This window comes from Streptomyces sp. NBC_01477, from assembly GCF_036227245.1.
In the GTDB taxonomy this organism is placed as follows: Bacteria; Actinomycetota; Actinomycetes; order Streptomycetales; family Streptomycetaceae; genus Actinacidiphila.
On sequence record NZ_CP109445.1, the window covers coordinates 196,889 to 217,625 of the forward strand.

The 20,737-nt window shown below is 71.7% G+C and carries 16 protein-coding genes; 1 reads left to right on the forward strand and 15 read right to left on the reverse strand.

The window, feature by feature from the left end; all coding sequences use genetic code 11:
• Positions 1–160 precede the first annotated feature (160 nt).
• From OHA86_RS00885 to dnaK, 12 genes are all read right to left on the reverse strand, one after another.
• On the reverse strand, positions 161–1,177 hold the full coding sequence (locus OHA86_RS00885; protein WP_329171523.1) for an ABC transporter permease: 1,017 nt from the start codon (positions 1,175–1,177) through the stop codon (positions 161–163).
• Positions 1,174–2,811, reverse strand: coding sequence for a sugar ABC transporter ATP-binding protein (locus tag OHA86_RS00890; RefSeq protein ID WP_329171525.1), 1,638 nt, complete (start codon positions 2,809–2,811; stop codon positions 1,174–1,176). The genes OHA86_RS00885 and OHA86_RS00890 overlap by 4 nt, the downstream gene beginning before the upstream one ends.
• Positions 2,811–3,971: a substrate-binding domain-containing protein gene (locus OHA86_RS00895; protein WP_443071602.1), complete on the reverse strand. Its 1,161-nt coding sequence runs from the start codon at positions 3,969–3,971 to the stop codon at positions 2,811–2,813. The genes OHA86_RS00890 and OHA86_RS00895 overlap by 1 nt, the downstream gene beginning before the upstream one ends.
• Before the next feature lie 419 nt (positions 3,972–4,390).
• Positions 4,391–5,896 (reverse strand): L-arabinose isomerase, encoded by a 1,506-nt coding sequence (gene araA / locus OHA86_RS00900; RefSeq protein WP_329171529.1) that lies wholly within the window; start codon positions 5,894–5,896, stop codon positions 4,391–4,393.
• Positions 5,893–6,759, reverse strand: a complete 867-nt coding sequence (locus OHA86_RS00905; RefSeq protein ID WP_329171530.1) for an L-ribulose-5-phosphate 4-epimerase — start codon at positions 6,757–6,759, stop codon at positions 5,893–5,895. Before OHA86_RS00905 ends, araA begins: the two co-directional genes overlap by 4 nt.
• Entirely contained in the window at positions 6,756–8,432 is a 1,677-nt protein-coding gene (araB, locus tag OHA86_RS00910; RefSeq protein ID WP_329171532.1) for a ribulokinase, read from the reverse strand. The genes OHA86_RS00905 and araB overlap by 4 nt, the downstream gene beginning before the upstream one ends.
• A 67-nt stretch (positions 8,433–8,499) precedes the next feature.
• The gene (locus OHA86_RS00915; protein ID WP_329171534.1) at positions 8,500–9,570 is read right to left on the reverse strand and encodes a LacI family DNA-binding transcriptional regulator; all 1,071 of its coding nucleotides are present in this window, start codon (positions 9,568–9,570) and stop codon (positions 8,500–8,502) included.
• Positions 9,571–9,987: 417 nt separating this feature from the next.
• Complete coding sequence (clpB, locus tag OHA86_RS00920; RefSeq protein WP_329171535.1) at positions 9,988–12,651, reverse strand: ATP-dependent chaperone ClpB; 2,664 nt, start codon at positions 12,649–12,651, stop codon at positions 9,988–9,990.
• Positions 12,642–13,031, reverse strand: a complete 390-nt coding sequence (locus OHA86_RS00925; protein ID WP_329171537.1) for a chaperone modulator CbpM — start codon at positions 13,029–13,031, stop codon at positions 12,642–12,644. The genes clpB and OHA86_RS00925 overlap by 10 nt, the downstream gene beginning before the upstream one ends.
• Entirely contained in the window at positions 13,028–14,005 is a 978-nt protein-coding gene (locus OHA86_RS00930) for a DnaJ C-terminal domain-containing protein (protein WP_329171539.1), read from the reverse strand. The genes OHA86_RS00925 and OHA86_RS00930 overlap by 4 nt, the downstream gene beginning before the upstream one ends.
• Before the next feature lie 7 nt (positions 14,006–14,012).
• Positions 14,013–14,588 (reverse strand): nucleotide exchange factor GrpE, encoded by a 576-nt coding sequence (locus tag OHA86_RS00935; RefSeq protein WP_329171541.1) that lies wholly within the window; start codon positions 14,586–14,588, stop codon positions 14,013–14,015.
• Positions 14,589–14,597: 9 nt separating this feature from the next.
• The gene (dnaK, locus tag OHA86_RS00940) at positions 14,598–16,508 is read right to left on the reverse strand and encodes a molecular chaperone DnaK (protein ID WP_329171542.1); all 1,911 of its coding nucleotides are present in this window, start codon (positions 16,506–16,508) and stop codon (positions 14,598–14,600) included.
• Between the two features lie 247 nt (positions 16,509–16,755).
• On the opposite strand from dnaK, the gene OHA86_RS00945 reads away from it, so the two are divergent.
• Positions 16,756–18,621: a PucR family transcriptional regulator gene (locus OHA86_RS00945; RefSeq protein ID WP_329171544.1), complete on the forward strand. Its 1,866-nt coding sequence runs from the start codon at positions 16,756–16,758 to the stop codon at positions 18,619–18,621.
• Between the two features lie 121 nt (positions 18,622–18,742).
• Here the strand turns inward: OHA86_RS00945 and OHA86_RS00950 are convergent, their stop codons facing one another.
• The 3 genes from OHA86_RS00950 to OHA86_RS00960 all read right to left on the reverse strand — a co-directional run bounded on the left by OHA86_RS00950 (position 18,743) and on the right by OHA86_RS00960 (position 20,665).
• Entirely contained in the window at positions 18,743–19,342 is a 600-nt protein-coding gene (locus tag OHA86_RS00950) for an STAS domain-containing protein (RefSeq protein ID WP_329171546.1), read from the reverse strand.
• Between the two features lie 76 nt (positions 19,343–19,418).
• Positions 19,419–20,378 (reverse strand): sensor histidine kinase, encoded by a 960-nt coding sequence (locus OHA86_RS00955; RefSeq protein ID WP_329171548.1) that lies wholly within the window; start codon positions 20,376–20,378, stop codon positions 19,419–19,421.
• The gene (locus tag OHA86_RS00960; RefSeq protein WP_329171550.1) at positions 20,375–20,665 is read right to left on the reverse strand and encodes an STAS domain-containing protein; all 291 of its coding nucleotides are present in this window, start codon (positions 20,663–20,665) and stop codon (positions 20,375–20,377) included. Before OHA86_RS00960 ends, OHA86_RS00955 begins: the two co-directional genes overlap by 4 nt.
• Positions 20,666–20,737: the final 72 nt, after the last annotated feature.

Genomic DNA, 20,737 nt, shown 5'->3' on the forward strand with positions numbered 1-20,737 from the left:
CTGTGTGGGGGGTGTGCCGGGCGCGGAGCCCAGCGGGTGGTGTTGTGCGGCCGGCGGCCGTTGACGCGGCTCCGGCGTGAGGGGGGCGCCTGCGTGGGGGCAGGCCGAAGGCAGGCCCGGCGCTTGGGAGTCGGGGCGCGGGGCGCGGTTTCGCGCAGGGTCAGCCGCGGCGGGCCACGGTTCTGGCCCGCAGGCGGTCGGCGGTGATGGCCAGACCGAGGACGCAACCGAGGACGATGTTGGTGTAGTTGGAGTTGATCTGCAGCGTGGTCAGGCCGTTGTTGATCAGTTCGAGCAGCACGGTGCCCGCCACGATGCCCAGGATGCGGCCCTGCCCGCCGACCAGGCTCACCCCGCCGATCACGGCCGCGGCGATCGCCGACAGCTCCCAGCCGACGCCGACGCCGCTGGCCGAGCCGACACCCATCCGGCCCAGCACCATGATCCCGGCGAAGGCGGACAGCAGCGAGCTGGTGACGTACATCGAGATGATCCGCCGGTCACCGCGGATGCCGGCCAGCCGGGCCGCCTCGGCGTTGCCGCCGACCGCGTAGACCTGGCGGCCCGCGTAGGTGCGCTCCAGGAAGAACCAGGCGGCGAGCGCCACGGCCGCGAAGAGGATCAGCGGCAGCGGGACCTGGGCGACGTACGTCTGGCCGACGTCGCCGAAGAAGCCGCCGATGCCGGTGATCGAGGTGCCCGAGGTGATGGCGAGCGTGACGCCCTGGGCGACGGTGTAGGTGACCAGGGTGACGACGAAGGGCGGCATCTTCAGCCGGGTGACGGCGAGCCCGTGGACGAGGCCGACCGTGCCGGCGATGACCATGGTGACCAGGATCGCGAGTACGGGCGGCAGCCCGGCCCGTACGTTGAACCAGGACATCAGGATCACGCTGGTGCCCAGCAGCGCGCCCACCGACAGGTCGATGCCGCCGGTGAGGATGACCAGCGATTCGCCGATCGCGATGAGCCCGTACTGCGCCAGGTCGAAGCCCATGCCCTGGAGGTTGACGGCGCCGGCGAAGGTGGACTTGTCGACCGCGAGCGCGACGAATACCACCACGCAGGCGGCGACGACGCCGACTTCCGGGGTCTCGGCCAGCCGCCGGACCAGTGGAGTACGCGGCTGCGCGGCTGCGTCCGGGTCCGCGAGTGCCGGGGCGGTGCTGGTCCTCATGCGCGTGCCTTCCCTTCGCCGGACGTACCGGCTCCCGTCCCGGCGTCCCGGCCGGCTCCCGCACCCGCGTCCCGGCGGGCTCCCGCAGCAGGCCGCGAGCCGGCCGCCGCGGTCATGATCACTTTCTTGCCGAACCGCTCACGCGGGATGTCCGCGACGATCCGGCCGCGGGCCATCACCACGATGCGGTGGCAGATCCAGAGCAGTTCCTCCAGCTCGGAGGAGGCGACCAGGACCGCGAGCCCGTCCTGCGCCGCCGTGTCGATCAGGCGGTAGAGCTCGGCCTTGGCGCCGACGTCCACCCCGCGGGTCGGCTCGTCGAGCAGCAGCAGCTTCGGGTCGGCCGCCAGCCAACGCCCGAAGACGGCCTTCTGCTGGTTGCCGCCCGACAGCGAGCTGATCGACTGCTCCTGGCTGTGCAGGCGTACGCCCAGGTCCTTGACGATCCTGGCCGCGTGCTCCTTGTCGGCCTTCGGCCGCAGCACACCGCGGCGGCTGATCCGGCGCAGCGTGGCGAGCGTGACGTTCCACCGCACGGAGTGGGCCGGCAGCAGCGACTGGACCTTGCGGTCCTCGGGCACCAGGCCGATGCCGGCCTCGACCGACCGCGCCGGGTGCCGCGGGTGGAAGTCGGCGCCGTCGAGGGCCACCGAGCCGCCGGTACGCGGCTGGGCGCCCATCACGGTGTGCAGCAGCCGGCTGCGGCCCGAGCCCATCAGGCCCGCGACGCCGACGATCTCGCCCGCGTGCACGTCCAGGTCGACCGGTCCGAGCCCGTCGGCGGTGAGCCCGCGCACGCTCAGCGTGGTGCTGCGCTCGACGGAGGACGGCGGCGCGAGGTCCGCGCGGGCCAGCTCGCTGCCGACCATCTCGCGGATCATCCGCTCCTCGGTGGCCTCCGCGGGGGTCAGGTCGGCGACCAGCCGGCCGCTGCGGAGCACCACGACCCGGTCGGCCACCGACCGCACCTCGTCCAGCCGGTGGCCGATGAAGAGCACCGCGCCGCCGGCCGCGGCATGGGCGCGGGCGAGGCCGAGGACCCGCTCGGCCTCGACCGGCCCGAGCGAGGAGGTGGGCTCGTCCAGGATCAGGACGACCGGGCGGTGGCCCCACGCCTTGGCGATCTCGATCATCTGCCGTACGGGGACCGGGAAGCGCCCGACCGGCCGGTCGACGTCGACACCGGTCACCCCGACCTCGGCCAGCAGCGTCCTGGCCTCGGCCCGGGTGCCCGCCCGGTCGACCACCACCCGGCCGAGCCGGCGGGCGGCGGCCCGCTGCGGGCGCCGCCCGAGCAGCAGGTTCTCCGCCACGCTCAGCTGGTCCACCAGCGGGAACTCCTGCGCCACCAGGGCCACCCCCATGTCGCGGGAGTGGTCGGGGCGGCCGGGCTGGAGCGGCTGCCCCGCGATTTCGATGGCGCCGGTGGTGGGGGTGACGGTGCCGGAGAGCACGCCCATGAGCGTGGACTTCCCGGCGCCGTTCTCGCCGACCACTGCCACGATCTGACCGCGCGCCAGGTCGAGCCGCGCGATGTCGAGCACCTTCACCGGACCGTAGGTCTTGCTCACGTCGCGGAGCGATACGGCGATGTCGCCGGGAGCCCCGGGACCAATGTCGGTGGACGAGTCCATCAGCTGATTCCCAGGTCCTTGAGCTTGGCCTGGTAGTCGGCGAGGTTCCCTCCGGTGACCAGGCCCACGCCCGAGGAAAGCGTGGCTCCGTCCGATTCCAGATAGGGCTTGACCAAGTCCAGCGTGGCCTGCTTGCCCAGTACCTTGAACGCCGCGAGCAGATACGCGCCCGTGTAGCCCTGCTGGTACGGCTGCTGCAGCACGGTCGCCTGGATGACGCCCGACTGGACGAACTTCAGCGTCTGCGGGTCGCTGTCGTCCGAGACGATCTTGACCCTCCCGGTCTTGCCCGCCGCCTGTACGGCCTGGCCGGCGGACGGCCCGTCGTAGGAGTACACCCCGTACAGGCCGTTGATGTCGGGGTTGGTCTGGATGGCGGTCTGCGCGTTGGTGAGCGCCTTGGCCGCGTCCATGCCGTCGCTGAGCTTCTGGGCGACCTTGATGCCGGTGCCCTTGAGCGCGTCCTCGAAGCCCTGGATGCGCTCGACTGCGTTCGAGGTGGTGAGCGAGCCGACCAGGATCACGACCTGGCCCTTGCCGCCGAGCGCCTGCTTCATCGCCTCGCCGGCCTTCTGACCGGCGGTGTAGTTCGGCGTGCCCAGGTAGAGCGCGGCGCCGTCCTCCTTCGGCAGCGGCGAATCGATCGCCAGCACCGGGATGCCGGCTTTGTTCGCCGACGAGATGGGGGATTTGATGGCGGTCGGGTCGATGGCCGACACGCTCAGGCCGGTGATGCCCTGGCCGCGCAGCGTCTGGATGATCGACAACTGCTGGTCCAGCCGCCCGTTCGCCGGCGCCTGGTACGTGCCCTTGACCCCGAGGTCCTTCAGGCCCTTGTTGAAGCCGGCTTTGCCGGCGTTCCAGTAGTCGACGGCGACGTTGACGACCATCGCCTCGTTCAGCTTCGACAGGTCCTTGCCCGCCAGCGCCGCCTTCAGCGCGTCGTCCAGCTTCGCGAGGTTGGCGTCGTTGAAGGCGATGTCGCCCTTGATGGACACCGCGGTGGACGTCGTCGCACCACCGCTGGACTTGCCTGTGTCCGACGACGAGTCACCGGCTCCGCTCTTGCTGCACGCGCCGATCGCGGCAACCATCGCGACAGCGATGGCGGCGGCACTCCAGCGTCCGAATCCCCGACTACGAGACCGCACATCACGCATGATCAAATCCTGTTCTGAGGGGCCTTGCGGCCTGTTAGCGCTCACATAAGTGGAGCAAGGATTCTCGTTCTGACCGACGGCCACTCTTCCCCCGCTGCTCACGGTTCACCGGGAAGGCAGCACACCGAGGGAAACCGCCTGCCCTCGAGGGAGGACAAAGCCACACAAAGGGGTTTGTAGTCAATCAGCTTGCCTTCCCCGGCCGACGTGGACCTCGTCACCTGCGACCGAGTGACATCCGAAGCGGCACGATCGCTCCCGGCCCCACTCGCGGTCCGTTGCTTGGCAGCGATTGTTAGCGTTCACCGGCACGGCGTCAAGACGTTGCACAGAACAAAAACGCGAGGCCGACAACGCATGCCGGAGACCGGACCGGCGCCGGGACGCCGACCGTCCGGTGCAGCGGGCCGGGCCGGCCCTCACAACCCACGGGCGAGGCGGTAGTAGGCCTGGTTCCAGCGGATCTCCTTGGTGAACTGGCGGATGTCGGTGCCGGCGTCGATCATCAACAGCTCGGTGCCGAGCAAGTCGGCGAGGTCGGTGAGTTCCTCCGCGCCGATCGCGGTGGACAGCACAGTGTGGTGCGGACCGCCCGCGGTCAGCCATGCCTCGGCGGAGGTGTGCAGGTTCGGGGCGGGGCGCCAGACCGCGCGGGCGACCGGCAGAGCCGGAAGGGGTTCGACCGGGTCGACGATCTCGATCTGGTTGGCGACCAGCCGGAAGCGGTCGCCCATGTCGGCCAGGCCCACCACCACCGCCGGGCCGGGGGCGGCGTCGAAGACCAGCCGGACCGGGTCCTCGCGGCCTCCGATGCCCAGCGGGTGGATCTCGCAGCTCGGCCGCCCGGCCGCGATGCTGGGGCAGACCTCCAGCATGTGGGCGCCGAGGATGAGTTCGCTTCCCGGTGCCAGGTGGTAGGTGTAGTCCTCCATGAAGGACGTGCCGCCGGGCAGGCCGGTGCCCATCGCCTTCACGGTGTGCAGCAGGGTCGCGGTCTTCCAGTCGCCCTCGCCGCCGAAGCCGTAACCGTCGGCCATCAGCCGCTGCACGGCCAGGCCCGGCAGCTGCCGAAGTCCCCCCAGGTCCTCGAAGTTGGTGGTGAAGGCGCCGAAGCTGCCGTTGTCGAGGAAGGCCCGCAGGCCGAGTTCGATCCTGGCGGCGTAGCGCAACGAGTTGTGGCGGTCGCCGTCCCGGCCGAGCGCAGGGTCGAGGCGGTAGGCGTCGGCGTACTCCTCGACCAGGGCGGTCACATCGGCATCCGAGGACGAGTCGACGGCCTCCACCAGGTCGTTGACGCCGTAGGTGTTGACCGAGACGCCGAAGCGCAGTTGCGCCTCGACCTTGTCGCCCTCGGTGACCGCGACATCGCGCATGTTGTCGCCGAACCGGGCCAACCGGAGCCTGCGCAGGGCCGCATGGCCGAGGGCCGCGCGCATCCAGGCATGGATGCGCCGGCCGACGTGCGGGTCGGTGACGTGGCCGGCGACAGTCTTGCGGGCGACCCCGATCCTGGACTGGATGTAGCCGAACTCCCGATCGCCGTGGGCAGCCTGGTTGAGATTCATGAAGTCCATGTCGATGGTGGACCAGGGGAGTTCGACGTTGGCCTGGGTGTGCAGGTGCAGCAGTGGCTTGCGCAGCAGGTCCAGCCCGCCGATCCACATCTTGGCCGGAGAGAAGGTGTGCATCCATGCGATGAGCCCTACGCACCCGGCGTCGGCGTTGGCCTCGAGGACCGTGCCGATGATCGCCGAGGCATCGGTCAGCACCGGCTTCCACACCACCCGCACCGGCCCGCCCGGGAGCGCGGCAAGCTGATCGGCTATCCGCCGTGACTGGTCGGCGACCTGCGCGAGGGTCTCAGGCCCGTAGAGGCCCTGGCTGCCGGTGAGGAACCAGATCTCGGCAGTGGGCGTGGCGTTCATGCGGTGACTCCTCGGTCGGTGGCGGGACGGTCGGTCGCGGTGCCGTCGGCGGCCGGCCCGTCGGCCGGAGCGGTACGCGCGCCCGCCCGGCCCTCCGCGGACGTGCGCCCGGGCTCAGGCGCGGTGGCGGGTGCGGGCTCGGACTGGCCGTAGACGTTCTGGTAGCGGTCGTAGAGCCGGTCGATGTCCGGCCCGGTGATCGGCAGCGGATCGCCCAGCTGCCGCGAGATGTGGACGGTCCGGGCCACGTCCTCGCACATCACCGCGGCCTTGACCGCCGCGCGCGCGTCCCGCCCGACCGCGAACACCCCGTGGTTCTGCATCAGCACCGCGGGCGAGCGGTGCCCCGCCAGTGTCTCGACGATGCCGCGCCCGATCGAGTCGTCACCGATCAACGCGAAGGGCCCGACCGGGATCTCCGCCCCGAACTCATCGGCCATCGCGGTCAGTACGCACGGCACCGGTTCGCCGCGGGCCGCCCACGCGCACGCGTACGTCGAGTGGGTGTGCACCACGCCGCCCACCTCGGGCAGGTGCCGGTAGACGTACGCGTGCGCCGCCGTGTCCGAGGACGGCGACAGGCCGCCGCCGTCCACCACCTCGCCGTCCAGGTCGCACACGATCATGTTCGCGGGCGACAGCCGGTCGTAGTCGACCCCGCTGGGCTTGATCACGAACAGGTCCGCGCCGTGCACCCGGGCGGAGACGTTTCCGGCCGTCCAGACCACGAGGTTGTAGCGGACCAGCTCCTGGTGCAGGTCACTGACCTGCCGCCGCAGATGGGCGAGAACATCGTCGACAGGGGATGGGGGATGACGTTCGAGCATCGGGACCTCGGATGAATAGAGGGAGTTAACGCTCACATGGGAGAAGTGTCAGTGCTTGTCCGCATCGCGCGCAGGGCTCGCAGCCGGTGCATGACGTTGTTGCCGCCGCGCCCGAAGTAGTCGTGCAGGGTGCGGTATTCGGCGTACAGCCGGTCGTACGCCGCCGCCCGCGCCGGGTCGGGGGCATACACCGCCCGCTCGATCCGCCCCATCGCCTCCGATGCGGCGCGGATGTCCGGGTGCGCCCCCGCTGACACCGCCGCGTGGATCGCCGCCCCGAGCGCCGGGCCCTGCTCCGAGGCCAGCAGGTTGATCGGGCGCCCCAGCACGTCGCTGTAGGTCTGCATCAGAAACGCGTTCTTCAACAGGCCGCCCGCCGCGGTGAATTCGCCGACCGGCACGCCCGCCCGTTCGAAGGCCTCGATGATCGTGCGGGTTCCGAACGCGGTCGCCTCGACCAGCGCCCGGTAGATGTCCTCGGGACGGGTGTCCAGCGTCAGGCCCAGGACCAGTCCTGACAGGGCGTGGTCGACCAGCACCGAGCGGTTCCCGCTGTGCCAGTCCAGCGCCACCAGGCCGTGCCCGCCGACCGGTTGGGCCGCCGCCTTCTCCGTGAGCAGGTCGTGCACAGCGATGCCGCGCCGCCGAGCCTCGGCCGCGTATCCGTGCGGGGCCGCGGTACGCACCGCCCACGCCAGGATGTCGCCGACACCGCTCTGCCCCGCCTCGTAGGCCCACAGGCCGGGCACGACGCCGTCCCGCACCACCCCGCACATGCCGGGCACCTCGGCGAGCACGTCGGAATTCATGATGTGGCACGTGGACGTGCCCATGATGGCCAGCATGTGGCCGGGTTCGAGGGCCTGGGCGGCGGCGCTGGTGACGTGCGCGTCCACGTTCCCCACGGCGACGACCGTGCCCTCGCGCAGCCCGGTCAGCGCCGCGGCGTGCGCGCTCAACGTCCCCGCCGCCGTGCCCAGTCCGGACAGCGGGTGCTCCAGTTTGGCGGTGAAGTCCGCGAAGTCCGGGTGCAGCGAGGCGAGGAAGGCGGCGTCCGGATAGCCGCCGTCCTGGTAGATGCCCTTGTAGCCGGCGGTGCACAGGTTGCGGTTCTCGGTGCCCGTCAGCTGCCAGACGATCCAGTCGGCCGCCTCGATCCAGCGGTCGGCCGCCGCGTAGACCTCCGGGTCCTCGCGCAGCACCTGCAGCGCCTTGGCGAACTGCCACTCGCTGGAGATCTTCCCGCCGTAGCGGGCCAGCCAGCCCTGCCCCGACTCCTCCGCCGCGGCCACGATGTCGTCCGCCTCGGGCTGCGCCGCGTGGTGCCGCCACAGCTTCGGGTAGGCGTGCGGGCGGTCGGCGAAGGCCGCGAGTTCACTCAGCGGTGTACCGTCACGGGTCGTCGGCAGTACCGTGCAGGCCGTGAAGTCGGTGGCGATGCCCACCACTTGCTCCGGCCGCACCCCCGCCGCCGCCAGCGCCCGCGGCACCGCGAAGCGCAGCACGTCACGCCAGTCCTGCGGGATCTGGAGGGCCCAGTCCGGGGGCAGTTCACGCCCGCCGGGCAGCGCGCCGTCCACCACGCCGTGCGTGTAGTCGTGCACCGCGCTGCCCAACTCGGCGCCGTCATCAACGGCGACGACCAGCGCGCGGCCCGACAGGGTCCCGAAGTCGACGCCCACGGTGACCGCGGGCGAGCTGGTGGTCATATGTGATCTCCAGGAGAAGTGGAATCGGTACGACGCCCGGCCAGTTGCCGGATGGCAGGGCGACCGGTCAGGACGACGTGCTGCTGCGCCGGACGATCAGCCGCGGTTCGATCACCACGCGCTCGCCGTCGCGGCCGGTCGAGCCGGTCTCCAACTGGGCCACCAGCAGGCGGATGCTGGCCTGCCCCACGGCGGCGAAGTCCTGGCGGACGGTGGTCAGCGGCGGGGCGAAGAACTCGGCCTCGGGGATGTCGTCGAAGCCGGCGATGGCGACCTGGCCCGGCACCGACAGGCCGGCCTCGCGGAAGGCCCGCATCAGGCCGAGCGCCATCTGGTCGTTGGCCACGAAGACGGCGGTGACGCCGGCGGACGTCCTGCGCGCCGAGCCGGCCGCGACCCGCCCGGCCAGCTCCTGGCCCGCGCGGTAGCCGGACAGCGGCGTCCAGTCCCCCACCAGCGGCGGCGGCACCTCGGCGCCGGCCTCCTCCAGGGTGCCGCGCCAGCCGTTGACCCTCGCCTCGGCCTCCAGCCAGTCCGGCGGGCCCGCCACGTGCCAGACCGTACGGTGGCCGGCCGCCAGCAGGTGGCCGGTCGCCAGCCGGGCGCCCAGCTCCTGGTCGACCGAGACGCCCGCTATCGGCAGCGAGTGGCCGCCCTCGACGGTGACCACCGGGAAGGGCAGCCGCAGCTCGGCCAGCGCGGCGACGGCCTCGCGGTGCGGGACTATCACGACGATGCCCTCGACGCCCCATTCGCTGAGGTGGTCGATGGCCTCCTCCAGCGCCTTGGCCGTATAGCGGCGCAGGGTGACCGCGGAGACCATGTAGCCCTCGTCGCGCGCGGCCTCTTCCAGCCCGTACAGCGTGCTGGCCGGGCCGAAGAGGGTCGGATTGCACGCGACCACCCCGAGGGTGAGGGTACGCCGGGTGACCAGTGCCCTGGCCGAGGAATTGCGCCGGTAGCCCAACTGCTCGATGGCCCGCTGCACGTCGGCCCGCGTCGTGTCCCGCACGTTGGGGTGGTTGCTCAGCACGCGCGAGACGGTCTGGTGCGACACGCCCGCCACCTGGGCGACGTCCGCCATGGTGGGAGCCCGGCGGCGAGGCTCCTGGTGGGGGGTTTCCGCAGTATGCGACATGGTACTCCGATCCGTGATGGCGCTAAGTGTTAGCGCTCACAGCCACACCAGTCAAGGTGTCGTCCGACCGGACCGAGGGATTGCTCCGGTGACGCCTGCGGCTGTGCGGTGATCCTCCGCCCCCGTGCGGTCTCGAAGCTCGACGGCGGCCCGCCGTTGCCGATACGGCTCTGGGACCCCACACGGTCGATCGGCGCACCCCGGGTCTTGAAGTCCTTGACCATGCGGTGGACACCCACTCGCGGGTGGCCTCCCGCTGTTCGAGGCCGGCGGCCTCCGCGGGTACGCCGATCCGGGCGCCGAACCGGTTGCGCCTGTACGACAGCGCGTTCGGCGCAGGTGCACCCGCTGGGTCCCCGGGCGCAGGCGGTCCTCGCAGCCTTGCGGTGTTCTCGGCACGACGGGCCGGGGCTGGGCTCACCCCGCGGCAGGGTCCGCACCGGGTGGCCCGGAGGTCGACGACTCCTGCGGCTGCTCCTGGAGGGTGACGGTCAGGTCACCGCCTGCGGCGTCGACCAGGATGGTCACGCCTTCGCGTGCCTCGCCGCTGAGCAGCGCGCGGCCGATCCTGGTCTCGACCTCGTGCGAGATGAAGCGGCGCAGCGGCCTGGCTCCGTAGACCGGGTCGTAGCCCTCGGCGGCGATCAGGTGGCGGGCCGGCTCGGTGAGGACGAGCGTGATGCGCTGCTCGGCGAGGCGGTCGCGCAGCTCGTCGAGGAGCAGATCGACGATGCGCTCGATCTGCGCGATGCCGAGCGGGTGGAAGATGACGATGTCGTCGACGCGGTTGAGGAACTCGGGGCGGAAATGGCCGTTGAGCTCGGTCATCACCAGCGCCCGCGCCTCCGGTTTGATCTCGCCGGCCTGGGTGGCGCCCTGGAGCAGGTACTGCGACCCGAGGTTGGAGGTCATGATGACCACGGTGTTGCGGAAGTCGACGGTACGTCCCTGCGCGTCGGTGATCCTGCCGTCGTCCAGCACCTGGAGCAGCGTGTTGAAGACGTCGGCGTGCGCCTTCTCGATCTCGTCGAACAGGACGACGGAGTACGGCTTGCGGCGTACCGCCTCGGTGAGCTGGCCGCCTTCCTCGTAGCCGACGTATCCGGGGGGCGCGCCGACCAGGCGGCTGACGGTGTGGCGTTCCTGGTACTCGCTCATGTCGAGGCGGATCGTGTTGGTCTCGCTGTCGAACAGCGCGGCGGCCAGCGTCTTGGCCAGCTCGGTCTTCCCGACGCCGGTGGGGCCGAGGAAGATGAACGAGCCGATCGGCCGGCGCGGGTCGCGTACTCCGGAGCGGGCCCGTATCACCGCGTCGGCGACGAGCTGGACAGCCTCGTCCTGACCCACGACCCGCTCGCGCAGGATCTCGTCCAGCTTGAGCAGCTTCTGCCGTTCGCCCTCCTGGAGGCGGGTGACGGGGATGCCGGTCCACGCGGAGACGATCTCGGCGATCTCCTCGGCGGTCACCACCTCGCGCAGCAGCCGGCTCTCGCCCTGCTTACCGGCGAGCTGTTCCTCCTCGGCGGCCAGTCGGCGCTCCAGTTCGCCGACGGTTCCGTAGCGCAGCCGGGCGGCCAGGTTGAGGTCGTATGCGCGTTCGGCCTGCTCGGCCTCCTGCCGGGCGCGTTCCAGTTCCTGGCGCAGTTCCTGGACCTTGCGGATGGCCTGGCGCTCGGCCTCCCACTGGGCATGCTTGGCGTCCGCCTCGCCCCGCAGGTCGGCCAGTTCACGGCGCAGGTCCTCCAGGCGGGCGCGGCTGGCCGGGTCGGTCTCCTGGTCCAGCGCGGCCTCCTCGATCTCCAGGCGGGTTGCCCGGCGGGTGAGTTCGTCGAGTTCGGCGGGCATGGAGTCGATCTCGGTCCGCAGCCGCGCGCAGGCCTCGTCGACCAGGTCGATGGCCTTGTCCGGGAGGAAGCGGTCGCTGATGTAGCGATGGCTGAGGGTGGCGGCAGCGACCAGGGCGTTGTCCTGGATCTTGACGCCGTGGAAGATCTCCAGTCGCTCGCGGATGCCGCGCAGGATGGAGATGGCGTCCTCGACGGTCGGCTCGTCCACCCGGACGGTCTGGAAGCGGCGCTCCAGGGCGGCGTCGGACTCGATGCGCTTGCGGTACTCATCCAGCGTGGTGGCGCCGATCATGTGCAATTCGCCGCGGGCCAGCATCGGCTTGAGCATGTTGCCCGCGTCCATCGCGCCCTCGGCGGCACCGGCCCCGACGACGGTGTGCAGCTCGTCCACGAACAGCAGGATGCGGCCCTCGGCGCCCTTGACCTCCGACAGGACAGCCTTGAGGCGCTCCTCGAACTCGCCGCGGTATTTGGCTCCGGCCACCAGCGAGCCCATGTCGAGCGAGAACACCGTCTTGTCCCGCAGCCCTTCGGGCACGTCGCCGCGCACGATCCGCTGGGCCAGGCCCTCGACGATGGCGGTCTTGCCGACGCCCGGCTCGCCGATCAGGACCGGGTTGTTCTTGCTCTTGCGGCTGAGGATCTGGATCACCCGGCGGATTTCGGCGTCCCGGCCGATCACCGGGTCGAGGCGGCCGGTGCGGGCCTCGGCGACGAGGTCGCGCCCGTACTTCTCCAGGGCCTCGTACGCTTCCTCGGGATTGGCGGAGGTGACCCGCTGGTTGCCGCGCACCGTGGTGAGGGCGGCGAGGAAGGAGTCCTTGGTGACGCCCTGTTCGCCGAGCCGGCGGCCGGCCGCGGTGGCCGGGCCCCCGTCCACCAGGGCCAGCACCAGGTGCTCGGTGGAGACGTACTCGTCCTTGAGCCGCTTGGCCTCCTGCTCGGCGGTGTCGAGCAGCCGGGCCAGCCGCTGGGTCACCGTCACCTGGCCGGGGGCGGCGCCCGGGCCGGTCGTACGGGGGCGTCTGGCGAGATCGGCCTCGACGGCGGCCCGCAGGGCGGCCGGGTCCGCACCGGCGTCCGCCAGCAGACGGGTGGTCAGGCCGTCCCGCTGATCGAGCAGCGCCAGCAGCAGGTGCTCCCCGTCGACCTCGGTCCGGCCCATCCGTACCGCGATGCTCTGCGCTTCCTGGAGCGCTTCCTGGGACTTCTGGGTGAGGCGGTTCATGTCCATGTCGTCGGCTCCTTGGCGGCTCGTTCGCTGCGCCGCAGTGCGGTTTCCAGGCGTTCGACGCGGTCGAGCAGGTCCAGGACGACGCCGACGGCCGCGTAGTTGAGGCACAGTCCGGCCCGCAGCCGCTGCACCCGGGCGATGGCCGACGGGGCGCTGGTCCGGAACCACAGCCGGCCCCCGGCGTCGCGCTCGGCGTCCACCAGTCCGAGGGCCGCGAAACGCCTGACGAGTTCGGGCGGCAGTCCGCTCCGGCCGGCCACTGCGGCCATGGGGAGCTGGTAGGGGCCGGGGCTGGTCCGGTGGACCCGCACCAGGGGGTAGGCGGCCCTGGTGCCGGGCGGCCCGGCTGCTTGGCCGGGAGATCGGTGTTCGGCTCTCATGTCTGCTTCCTCGGGTCGAAGGAGGAGACGGCGGCCAGGTCCTCGAACAGCTCACGCTCGCGCGGGCTGGGCGAGGGCGGCACCATCACCTGGATCTCGGCGTAGAGGTGACCGGGGGGACCCTTGGGGTGCGGCATCCCCTCGCCGCGCAGCCGCAGCCGGCGGCCGGTGGAGGTGCCGGGCGGCACATGCACCTTGACCGTCCCGCCCGGCCCGTCGACCGGCACCGTCGCTCCCAGCGCGGCCTCCCAGGCGGTGACGGGCAGATCGACGCGGATGTCGCGCCCGACCAGCCGGTAGCGGGGATGGGGGGCGATGCGGACCACCAGGTAGAGGTCCCCGGCGGAACCCGGGCCGCGGCCCCGGCCGCCCTCGCCTGCGAGCCGGATGCGCTGCCCGTCGACGACGCCGGCCGGGATGGTGACGTCGTAGCGGCGTTCCCCGCCGGGCCCGCCGAGGGTGACCGTCCGCCGCCCGCCGCGGTACGCCTCCTCCACGCTGAGCGTGAGTTCGGCCTCCTGGTCCGCGCCGGGGATCGGGGCGCCCCGCCCGGCGCCGCCGGCCCGGCCGCCGAACATGCCTCCGAAGAGATCCTCGAAGTCCACGCCAGAGGCATCGAAGCCGGTCCCCGTCCAGGTCCGGGCGCCTGCCCGGTCGGCGCCCCGGGTGCCTTCGAAGGGACTGCCCCGGTGCGCGCCGGCTCCGCCGCCGAAGCCCTGGCCGGCCGCGACACGCTCGTCGTAGTCCTCCGGAATCTGCCGGAAATCGGGGCCGAAGCGGTCGTAGCGGGACCGGGTGCCGGGGTCGGAGAGCACGCTGTACGCCTCATTGATCTGCTTGAAGCGTTCTTCTGCGGCCGGATCGCGGTTGACGTCCGGGTGAAAGCGGCGGGCCAGGGTGCGGAACGCCTGCTGGATCTCGGCGGCGTCGGCGGTGCGGGGAACGCCCAGCGCCTCGTAGTAGTCCTCTGCCATGGCAGCCTCACTCCTGCTTGCGGCTGACCGCTACCGCGGCCGGCCGCAGCTGGCGACCGGGTTCGCCGTAGCCGGGCCGCAGCACCTGGACGACCGTGCCCGCAGGCGTGTCAGGTTCGTCCACCACGGACACCACCTCGTGCTGCTCCGGGTGGAAGGGGACACCGGTCTCCTCGTAGCGGGGGTAGCCGAGGTTTCGCAGCACCTCGACGGCCTGGTCGCGTACCGCCCGGACTCCGCTGACGATCGCGCCGGGGTCGTCGGCGCCCGCGTGGGCGAGGGCCAGTTCGAGGTTGTCGACGACCGGGAGGAACGCCGCGGCCGCCTTGGCCCGCTCGGCCTCCCGTTCCCGTGGCAGCTCACGGGCGTAGCGCTTGCGGAGGTTGTCCAGGTCGGCGAGGGCTCGCCGCCACCGGTCCTCCAGCTCTTCCACCTCGGGACTGCGGCGTGCGGGTGCCGCCTCCTGCCCGCCGGCTTCGGGAGGCGGGGTCGTCTGCGGTGCGGGTGGCCGTTCGGGCGATGTCTGCCCGGACTCGGGCGGGGTGCGGTCCTCGGCGGGACGCGTCTGTTCCTGATCCGGCATGTCGCCGCCTCAGCTCTTGTCGAAATCGGCGTCGATGACGTCGTCGTCGCCGCTCGGGGAGCCTGCCCCGGGACCCTGGCCGGGCGCTGCTCCGGGCTGGGCCTCACCCCCGGCTCCGCCCGGTCCGGCGGCGTGGGCGGCCAGCGCCGCATGGATCTGCTGGAGTTCGGAGGTCAGGTTCTGGGACCGTTCCGCCGGCGCCTCCTCCTCGACGGCGGTACGCGCCTCGTCGATGAGGAGCCGGGCGCGGGCGCGCTCGTGCTCCGGTGCGGCGTCGCCGAGGTCGTCCAGGCGTCGCTCCACCTGGTACGCGGCGGCGTCGAGTTCGTTGCGGGCGTCGATGGCCCCGCGCAGGGCCAGGTCGCTGGTGCGGTTGCTCTCGGCCTCGTTGATCATCCGTTCGACCTCGGACGGGTCGAGGTTGGAGCCTTCGCTGATGGTGATCGACTGTTCGGCGCCGGTGTCCCGGTCCTTGGCACCGACCTTGAGGATGCCGTTGGCGTCGATGTCGAAGGTGACCTCGATCTGGGTCTCCCCGCGCCGGGCCGGCCGCAGGTTCTCCAGCCGGAAGCGGCCCAGCACCCGGTTGTCTGCGGCCAGTTCGCGTTCGCCCTGGAGCACCACGATGTCCACGGCAGGCTGGTTGTCCTCAGCTGTGGAGAAGGTCTCCGAGCGGCGGGCGGGGATGGTGGTGTTCCGCTCGATGATCCTGGTCATCACGCCGCCGGCCGTCTCGACGCCCAGCGACAGCGGGGTGACGTCCAGCAGCAGGACGTCCTTGACCTCGCCCTTGAGCACGCCGGCCTGGATGGCGGCGCCCAGCGCCACCACCTCGTCCGGGTTGACGCTCATGTTCGGGTCCTTGCCTCCGGTCATCCGGCGGACCAGGTTCTGCACGGCCGGGATGCGGGTCGAGCCGCCGACGAGGATGACCTCGTCGATGTCGTTGTCGCTGACCTTGGCGTCACTCATCGCCGTCCTGACCGGTTCGAGGCAGCGCTCCACCAGGTCGGCGGTGATCTGCTCGAAGGTGGAGCGGCGGACCGTCTCGGTGAGGTGCTTCGGCCCGGAGGCGTCCGCGGTGATGAACGGCAGGCTCACCTGGGTCTGGCTGACCGAACTCAGCTCGGTCTTCGCCTTCTCGGCCGCCTCGAACAGACGCTGCAGAGCCTGCGGGTCCTTGCGCAGGTCGATGCCCTCGGCCTTCTGGAAGCCGTCAGCCAGGTGGTCCACCAGCCGGCGGTCGAAGTCGTCGCCGCCCAGATGGGAGTCGCCCGCGGTGGCGCGGACCTCCACCACGCCGTCGCCGACGTCCAGCAGGCTGACGTCGAACGTGCCGCCGCCGAGGTCGAAGACCATGACCGTCTCGTGACCCTTCTTGTCCAGCCCGTAGGCCAGCGCCGCGGCTGTCGGTTCGTTGATGATCCGCAGGACGTCGAGGCCGGCGATCTTCCCGGCGTCCTTGGTGGCCTGGCGCTGGGCGTCGTTGAAGTACGCCGGTACGGTGATGACCGCCTCGGTCACCTTCTCGCCGAGCGACTTCCCGGCGTCGTCGGCCAGCTTGCGGAGCACCTGCGCGCTGATCTCCTCCGGCGCGTACTGCTTTCCGCCCACCTCGAAGCGGGCCACCCCGCCGGGCCCCTCGACCACGTCGAAGGAGACCGCCTTGGCCTCGTCGGAGATCTCGTCGTAGCGACGCCCGATGAACCGCTTCGCGGAGGTGATGGTGCCTTTGGGGTTGAGGATCGACTGCCTTCGCGCGAGCTGTCCCACCAACCGCTGGCCGTCATCGGAGAAGGCGACGACCGACGGGGTCGTCCTGGCCCCCTCCGCGTTCGGAACGACGGAGGGCTCACCACCCTCCCAGACCGCGATGACCGAGTTGGTGGTGCCGAGATCGATGCCTACTGCCTTCGCCATAAGAATCTCCTCCGTCGCGACGCGGGACCGGTCGGCGGGCTCCCAGACGTACGGAGCGGGGGCACACCGCACCTACTGGCAGGGTCGCGCGGTACCCGGCGCGCTTCCTCGCCCCGGCAGGACCAATCCGCGCCGGCGTTCCGGCCCGCCAGGACGGGGACGCGACACGGCTCGCAGGTGAGACCCCGTGCCGAGCGGCGTAACGTGAAAGGAGGGAAGCCGCTGTCGAGCCGCGATTGGACATGCGATGGACGCTGTTCCCGTTCCGACCGCCGTGCCCCTCCACCCCGTCCCGCAGCCGGAGGCCGCGCCGCACGCACTGCTACGCCTGGTGACGGCCATGCTCGACGGCGAGGACGAGCGCGAAGTGCTCTGGGGGGCCATGGCGGCAATCGCTGCCACCGGCCCTTTCACCGCCGAAGCGGCCTACACCGTGCACGGCGGTTCGGCGCGGCGCTGCCCGCCGCGCCGGGCCGCTGCCCCCGCCGCCCGGCCGGGGAATACCTCGGCGCGGGAACGGGCGGTGGGTCCCACCCGCGAAATCCCAGCCGAAGCAGCCGTCGCCGACGTGGCGGCCGACGACCGGCTCGACCGGCGGATCGGCGCTCTGGACGGCCGCAGCCGGCGCCTGCACGAGCCGGGCGTGCCGTGGGCACGAGCCATCGCTCTGCGATACCGGGATCGCTGCCTCGGCTATCTCGTCATCCGATCCCTGACCACGCCCTCGGCCGAGGAGACCGCCCTGACCGACCTGCTCGCGCAGCAGACCGGGATCGCCCTCGCGCGCCTCGCCGCGCACCGGGCGTATCCGGGCCGCGTCGAGCCGGACGGCACGCAGGAGATCGAGGAGCAGCCGGAGACCGGCGACCCACCGGGGGCCCAGGGCGGCCCGCCCACCCCAGGACTCGGCGCGACCGCCTCCGCCCTGGCCTCGCGGCTCGCCGCCCAGGATGCGCTCTGCCGCGCCGCCGTCTCCGGCGCGGGCGAGCAGGGAATCCTGCAGGCCCTGCACGACCACACGGGATTCGCGGCCCTCACCGAGGACCGCTTCGGCAACCCGCGGGCCTGGGCCGGTCCCCGCCGGGGGGAACCCGGGACGGGACCCTGCGGTGGACCGCGCGCGGAGTCGGACACCCGGCGCCGGGACGCCCTGATACACGGCGCGCGACGCCGGCCCGGCAGTGTCCGGGACCGGGACCGGCTGGTCGTCCCCATCGAGATGGCCGGCGATCTGCTCGGCGTGGTCGCGCTGGTCGACCCGGACCGCCGGGCGGCGGAAGCGGACACGTCGGCGCTCGGACAGGCCGCGCTGGTGCTGGCCCCCCAGCTCTCGCACGAGCGCAGGCTGGCCGAGCTGGAACCCCGCCTGAGACGCGACCTCGTCGACCGGCTGATCTCAGGTGAGGCGAACGGCGATGTCTTCACCCAGGCGGCAGTCCTGGGCCACGACCTGCACCGGCCGCACAGGGTCGCCGTACTGGAATGGCCCGGCACGGCCGGGACGGCCGCGCTCGGGGACGCGGTGGTGCGGGCGGCCGGGCGGCTGCGCCGGGACGTGCTCGTCGGCTCCCGTGGCGGGACCACGGTCGTCCTCGTGGCCGATGAGGACCGGCGTGATCCGGGGAGCGAGCTGCACCGTGCCCTCTCGGACGAGCTCGGCACCGGGGCCGGCACGATCGGGGTCGGCGGCCACTGCGCCGTCTTCACCGATCTGCCCCGCTCCTATGACGAGGCGGTCCGCGCGCTCACCGTCCGCCGCCGATCCCAGGACCCGTACGGCAGCACCGGTTTCGAGGAACTGGGCCTGTGCCGCATGATGGGCACCGGCGACGGCGAACGGGAAGCCGACAGCTTCGTCCGCCAGTGGCTGGGGCGACTGCTGGACTACGACGCCCGCCACCACACCGAGCTGGTGACGACGCTCTCGGGCTATCTGGAGAGCGGCGGCAGCTACGACGCGACCTCCGAGACGCTGCTCATCCACCGCAGCACCGTCCGCTACCGCCTCCAGCGCATCCGGGAGATCACCGGGCACGACCTCGGTGACGTCGGGACCCGCCTCAACCTGCACGTCGCCACCCGTATCCGCAACGTGCTCGACGCACCGCGCTGAGCAGAGCGGCGATGCTCCGGACGCTCATCACGGCCGTGGCGCGGACCGACAGGGGCGCGGTGCCGGTCGGGCTGAACGCGGTCGAGTCCGTGACGGGACACGGACCTGCCCGCGCAGCCGATCATGGCGCTCGGTGATCCGGTCTGCAGGCCTGCGGCCTTACGGTGTCCAGGGCTTGCCTGCGTGCCTCCTTGCGGGCTGCGTGCGTCTCCTCCAGTGCGGCGAGGGCATCCCTGGATCGGACCGGCGCCATCATGGGACCCGGCGCGGGCTGGGCTGCGCTGCTGAAGGCGTCCGCCGCGGCGGGTGCGAAGGGCTCGCGGCTACTCGGACGGATCAAGGACTCCGTTCGAGCCTCAATGCTGGAGGGGTCCTCGGGCGGCGGTACTCGGAGGATGTCCGCGCTGAGGGCCGGTGCGTCTTCGACCAGCGTCAGGACCTGGTCCAGGCCGGTGAGTTCGAGACGGCTGCGCAGCACCGAACCCGCACGGGTCAGCGTGAGTGTGCCGCCCCGGGCCGAGGCGGCCTGGTGGGCGCGCAGGAGCGCGGTGACGCCTGAGGAGTCGAAGGACCGGAGATCGGCGCAGTCGACGGCCAGGTGCGTGTGTCCGGTGCCCAGGCACCGCTCGACGGCGCGCTCCAGGTGGGGGACGGTGTCCTGGTCGATGTCGCCGCTGACGCGCAGAACCGCGCTGGTCGTGTCGACGGGTTCGACAGTCACCAGGAGCACGTCGTTCCTCCCCGTTAAGTATCTCGGCTACGTGCTGTCTGTCCGGTGCAGGTGAGGGCAAACCGGGTCAGCTCAGCGCGGTGATCATTCTGACTGTTGTTCCGTCCTGGGTGGTGCGGATCTGGACGAGGTCGCAGAGCTGGTGGATGAGCCACAGCCCCCGGCCGCCGATCTGGTCGTGGCGCGGGCGCACATGTCCGGCCAGGGGGTCCTGGAGATGTCCGGTGTCGCGGACCTCGCAGACGAGTTCGCCCTGTTCGGTCCAGGTGCGCAGGGTTCCGGTGCCGCCGCCGTGCCGGATGCTGTTGGCGGCAGCCTCGGTGACGGCCGCGAGCAGGTCCAGCAGCCGGTCGGGCTCCAGGTGGTGGGCGCCGGCACAGGCGGTGACCTTGTCCCTCACCCGGGCCAGGTCCCCGGCATGGAAGACGAGCTCCTGGTAGGGGTCGCAGGGGGCGCCCAGGCCCGGGAACGGGTAGGGGCCGTCCTGATGGTCGGTGTTGGGGCCGCTCTGCGCGTCACGCAGCAGCGGATGGTTGCTGCGCGCTGATTGCAGGACGTCCGCCTCGACGGTGGTGGTGTCGTAGGGACACAGCAGCCACCAGGCGGGAGTGGCGGCGAAGGCCCGGTTCAGGAGCCATTCGTGGTACTGGAGTTCGGCGCGTTCGCCCGGCGTGCGGCCCGTCCACTGGGATTCACTGATCCCGCGGACCGGTTGCCCTTTGGCCGCGCGGTCGGTGATGTGGCCGGCCCAGGCGGAGATCAGCCGGCCCGGGCGGCAGCTCAGCGCGGCGGCGTCCAGGTAGGTGACGGACTTGGCGGCGTCGGTGCCGGCGAGTTCCTGGCGCAGGATCTCCTGCTTGGCGGCGTCGACGGCCACCAGTACGGCTTCGCCGCCGGCGACGGCGTCCTTGACGAAGGAGACGGTGCCGTCCAGGAAGGCGGTCTCGCCCTGATAGGGGAAGAGCTCGTGGCGAAAGCCCGGGTCTTTCGTGTCCGGGGCTGTCGGCGCTGTCACGTGGTCGTTCACGGGAGCAGCTCCACCGGGATCTGCGGGACCTGGTAACCGGCCAGGGACCAGTTGCGGCGCACCGTGGGGTTCGCTCCCTCGATCAGCACCTTGCCGCCCTCGACCGACAGGACCGCTTCGGTCAGGGCCTTCATGGCGGCTGCGTCCATCAGCAGCAGGTCATGGCAGTGCAGACGCAGGGTGCCCGCGGAGGCCAGCACTTCGCGCACCGCGGTGCCGAAGGCCGCGGCGCCGTCGAAGTCCACCACCCCGCTCACACTCCAGCAGTCCTTTCCCATACAGAACATCCGAAAGTCAGGCACCTTCATCCTTCTGCCCGCGTGGTGCGGATGCACGCCCGTGACCAGCTCCGGCGCGGG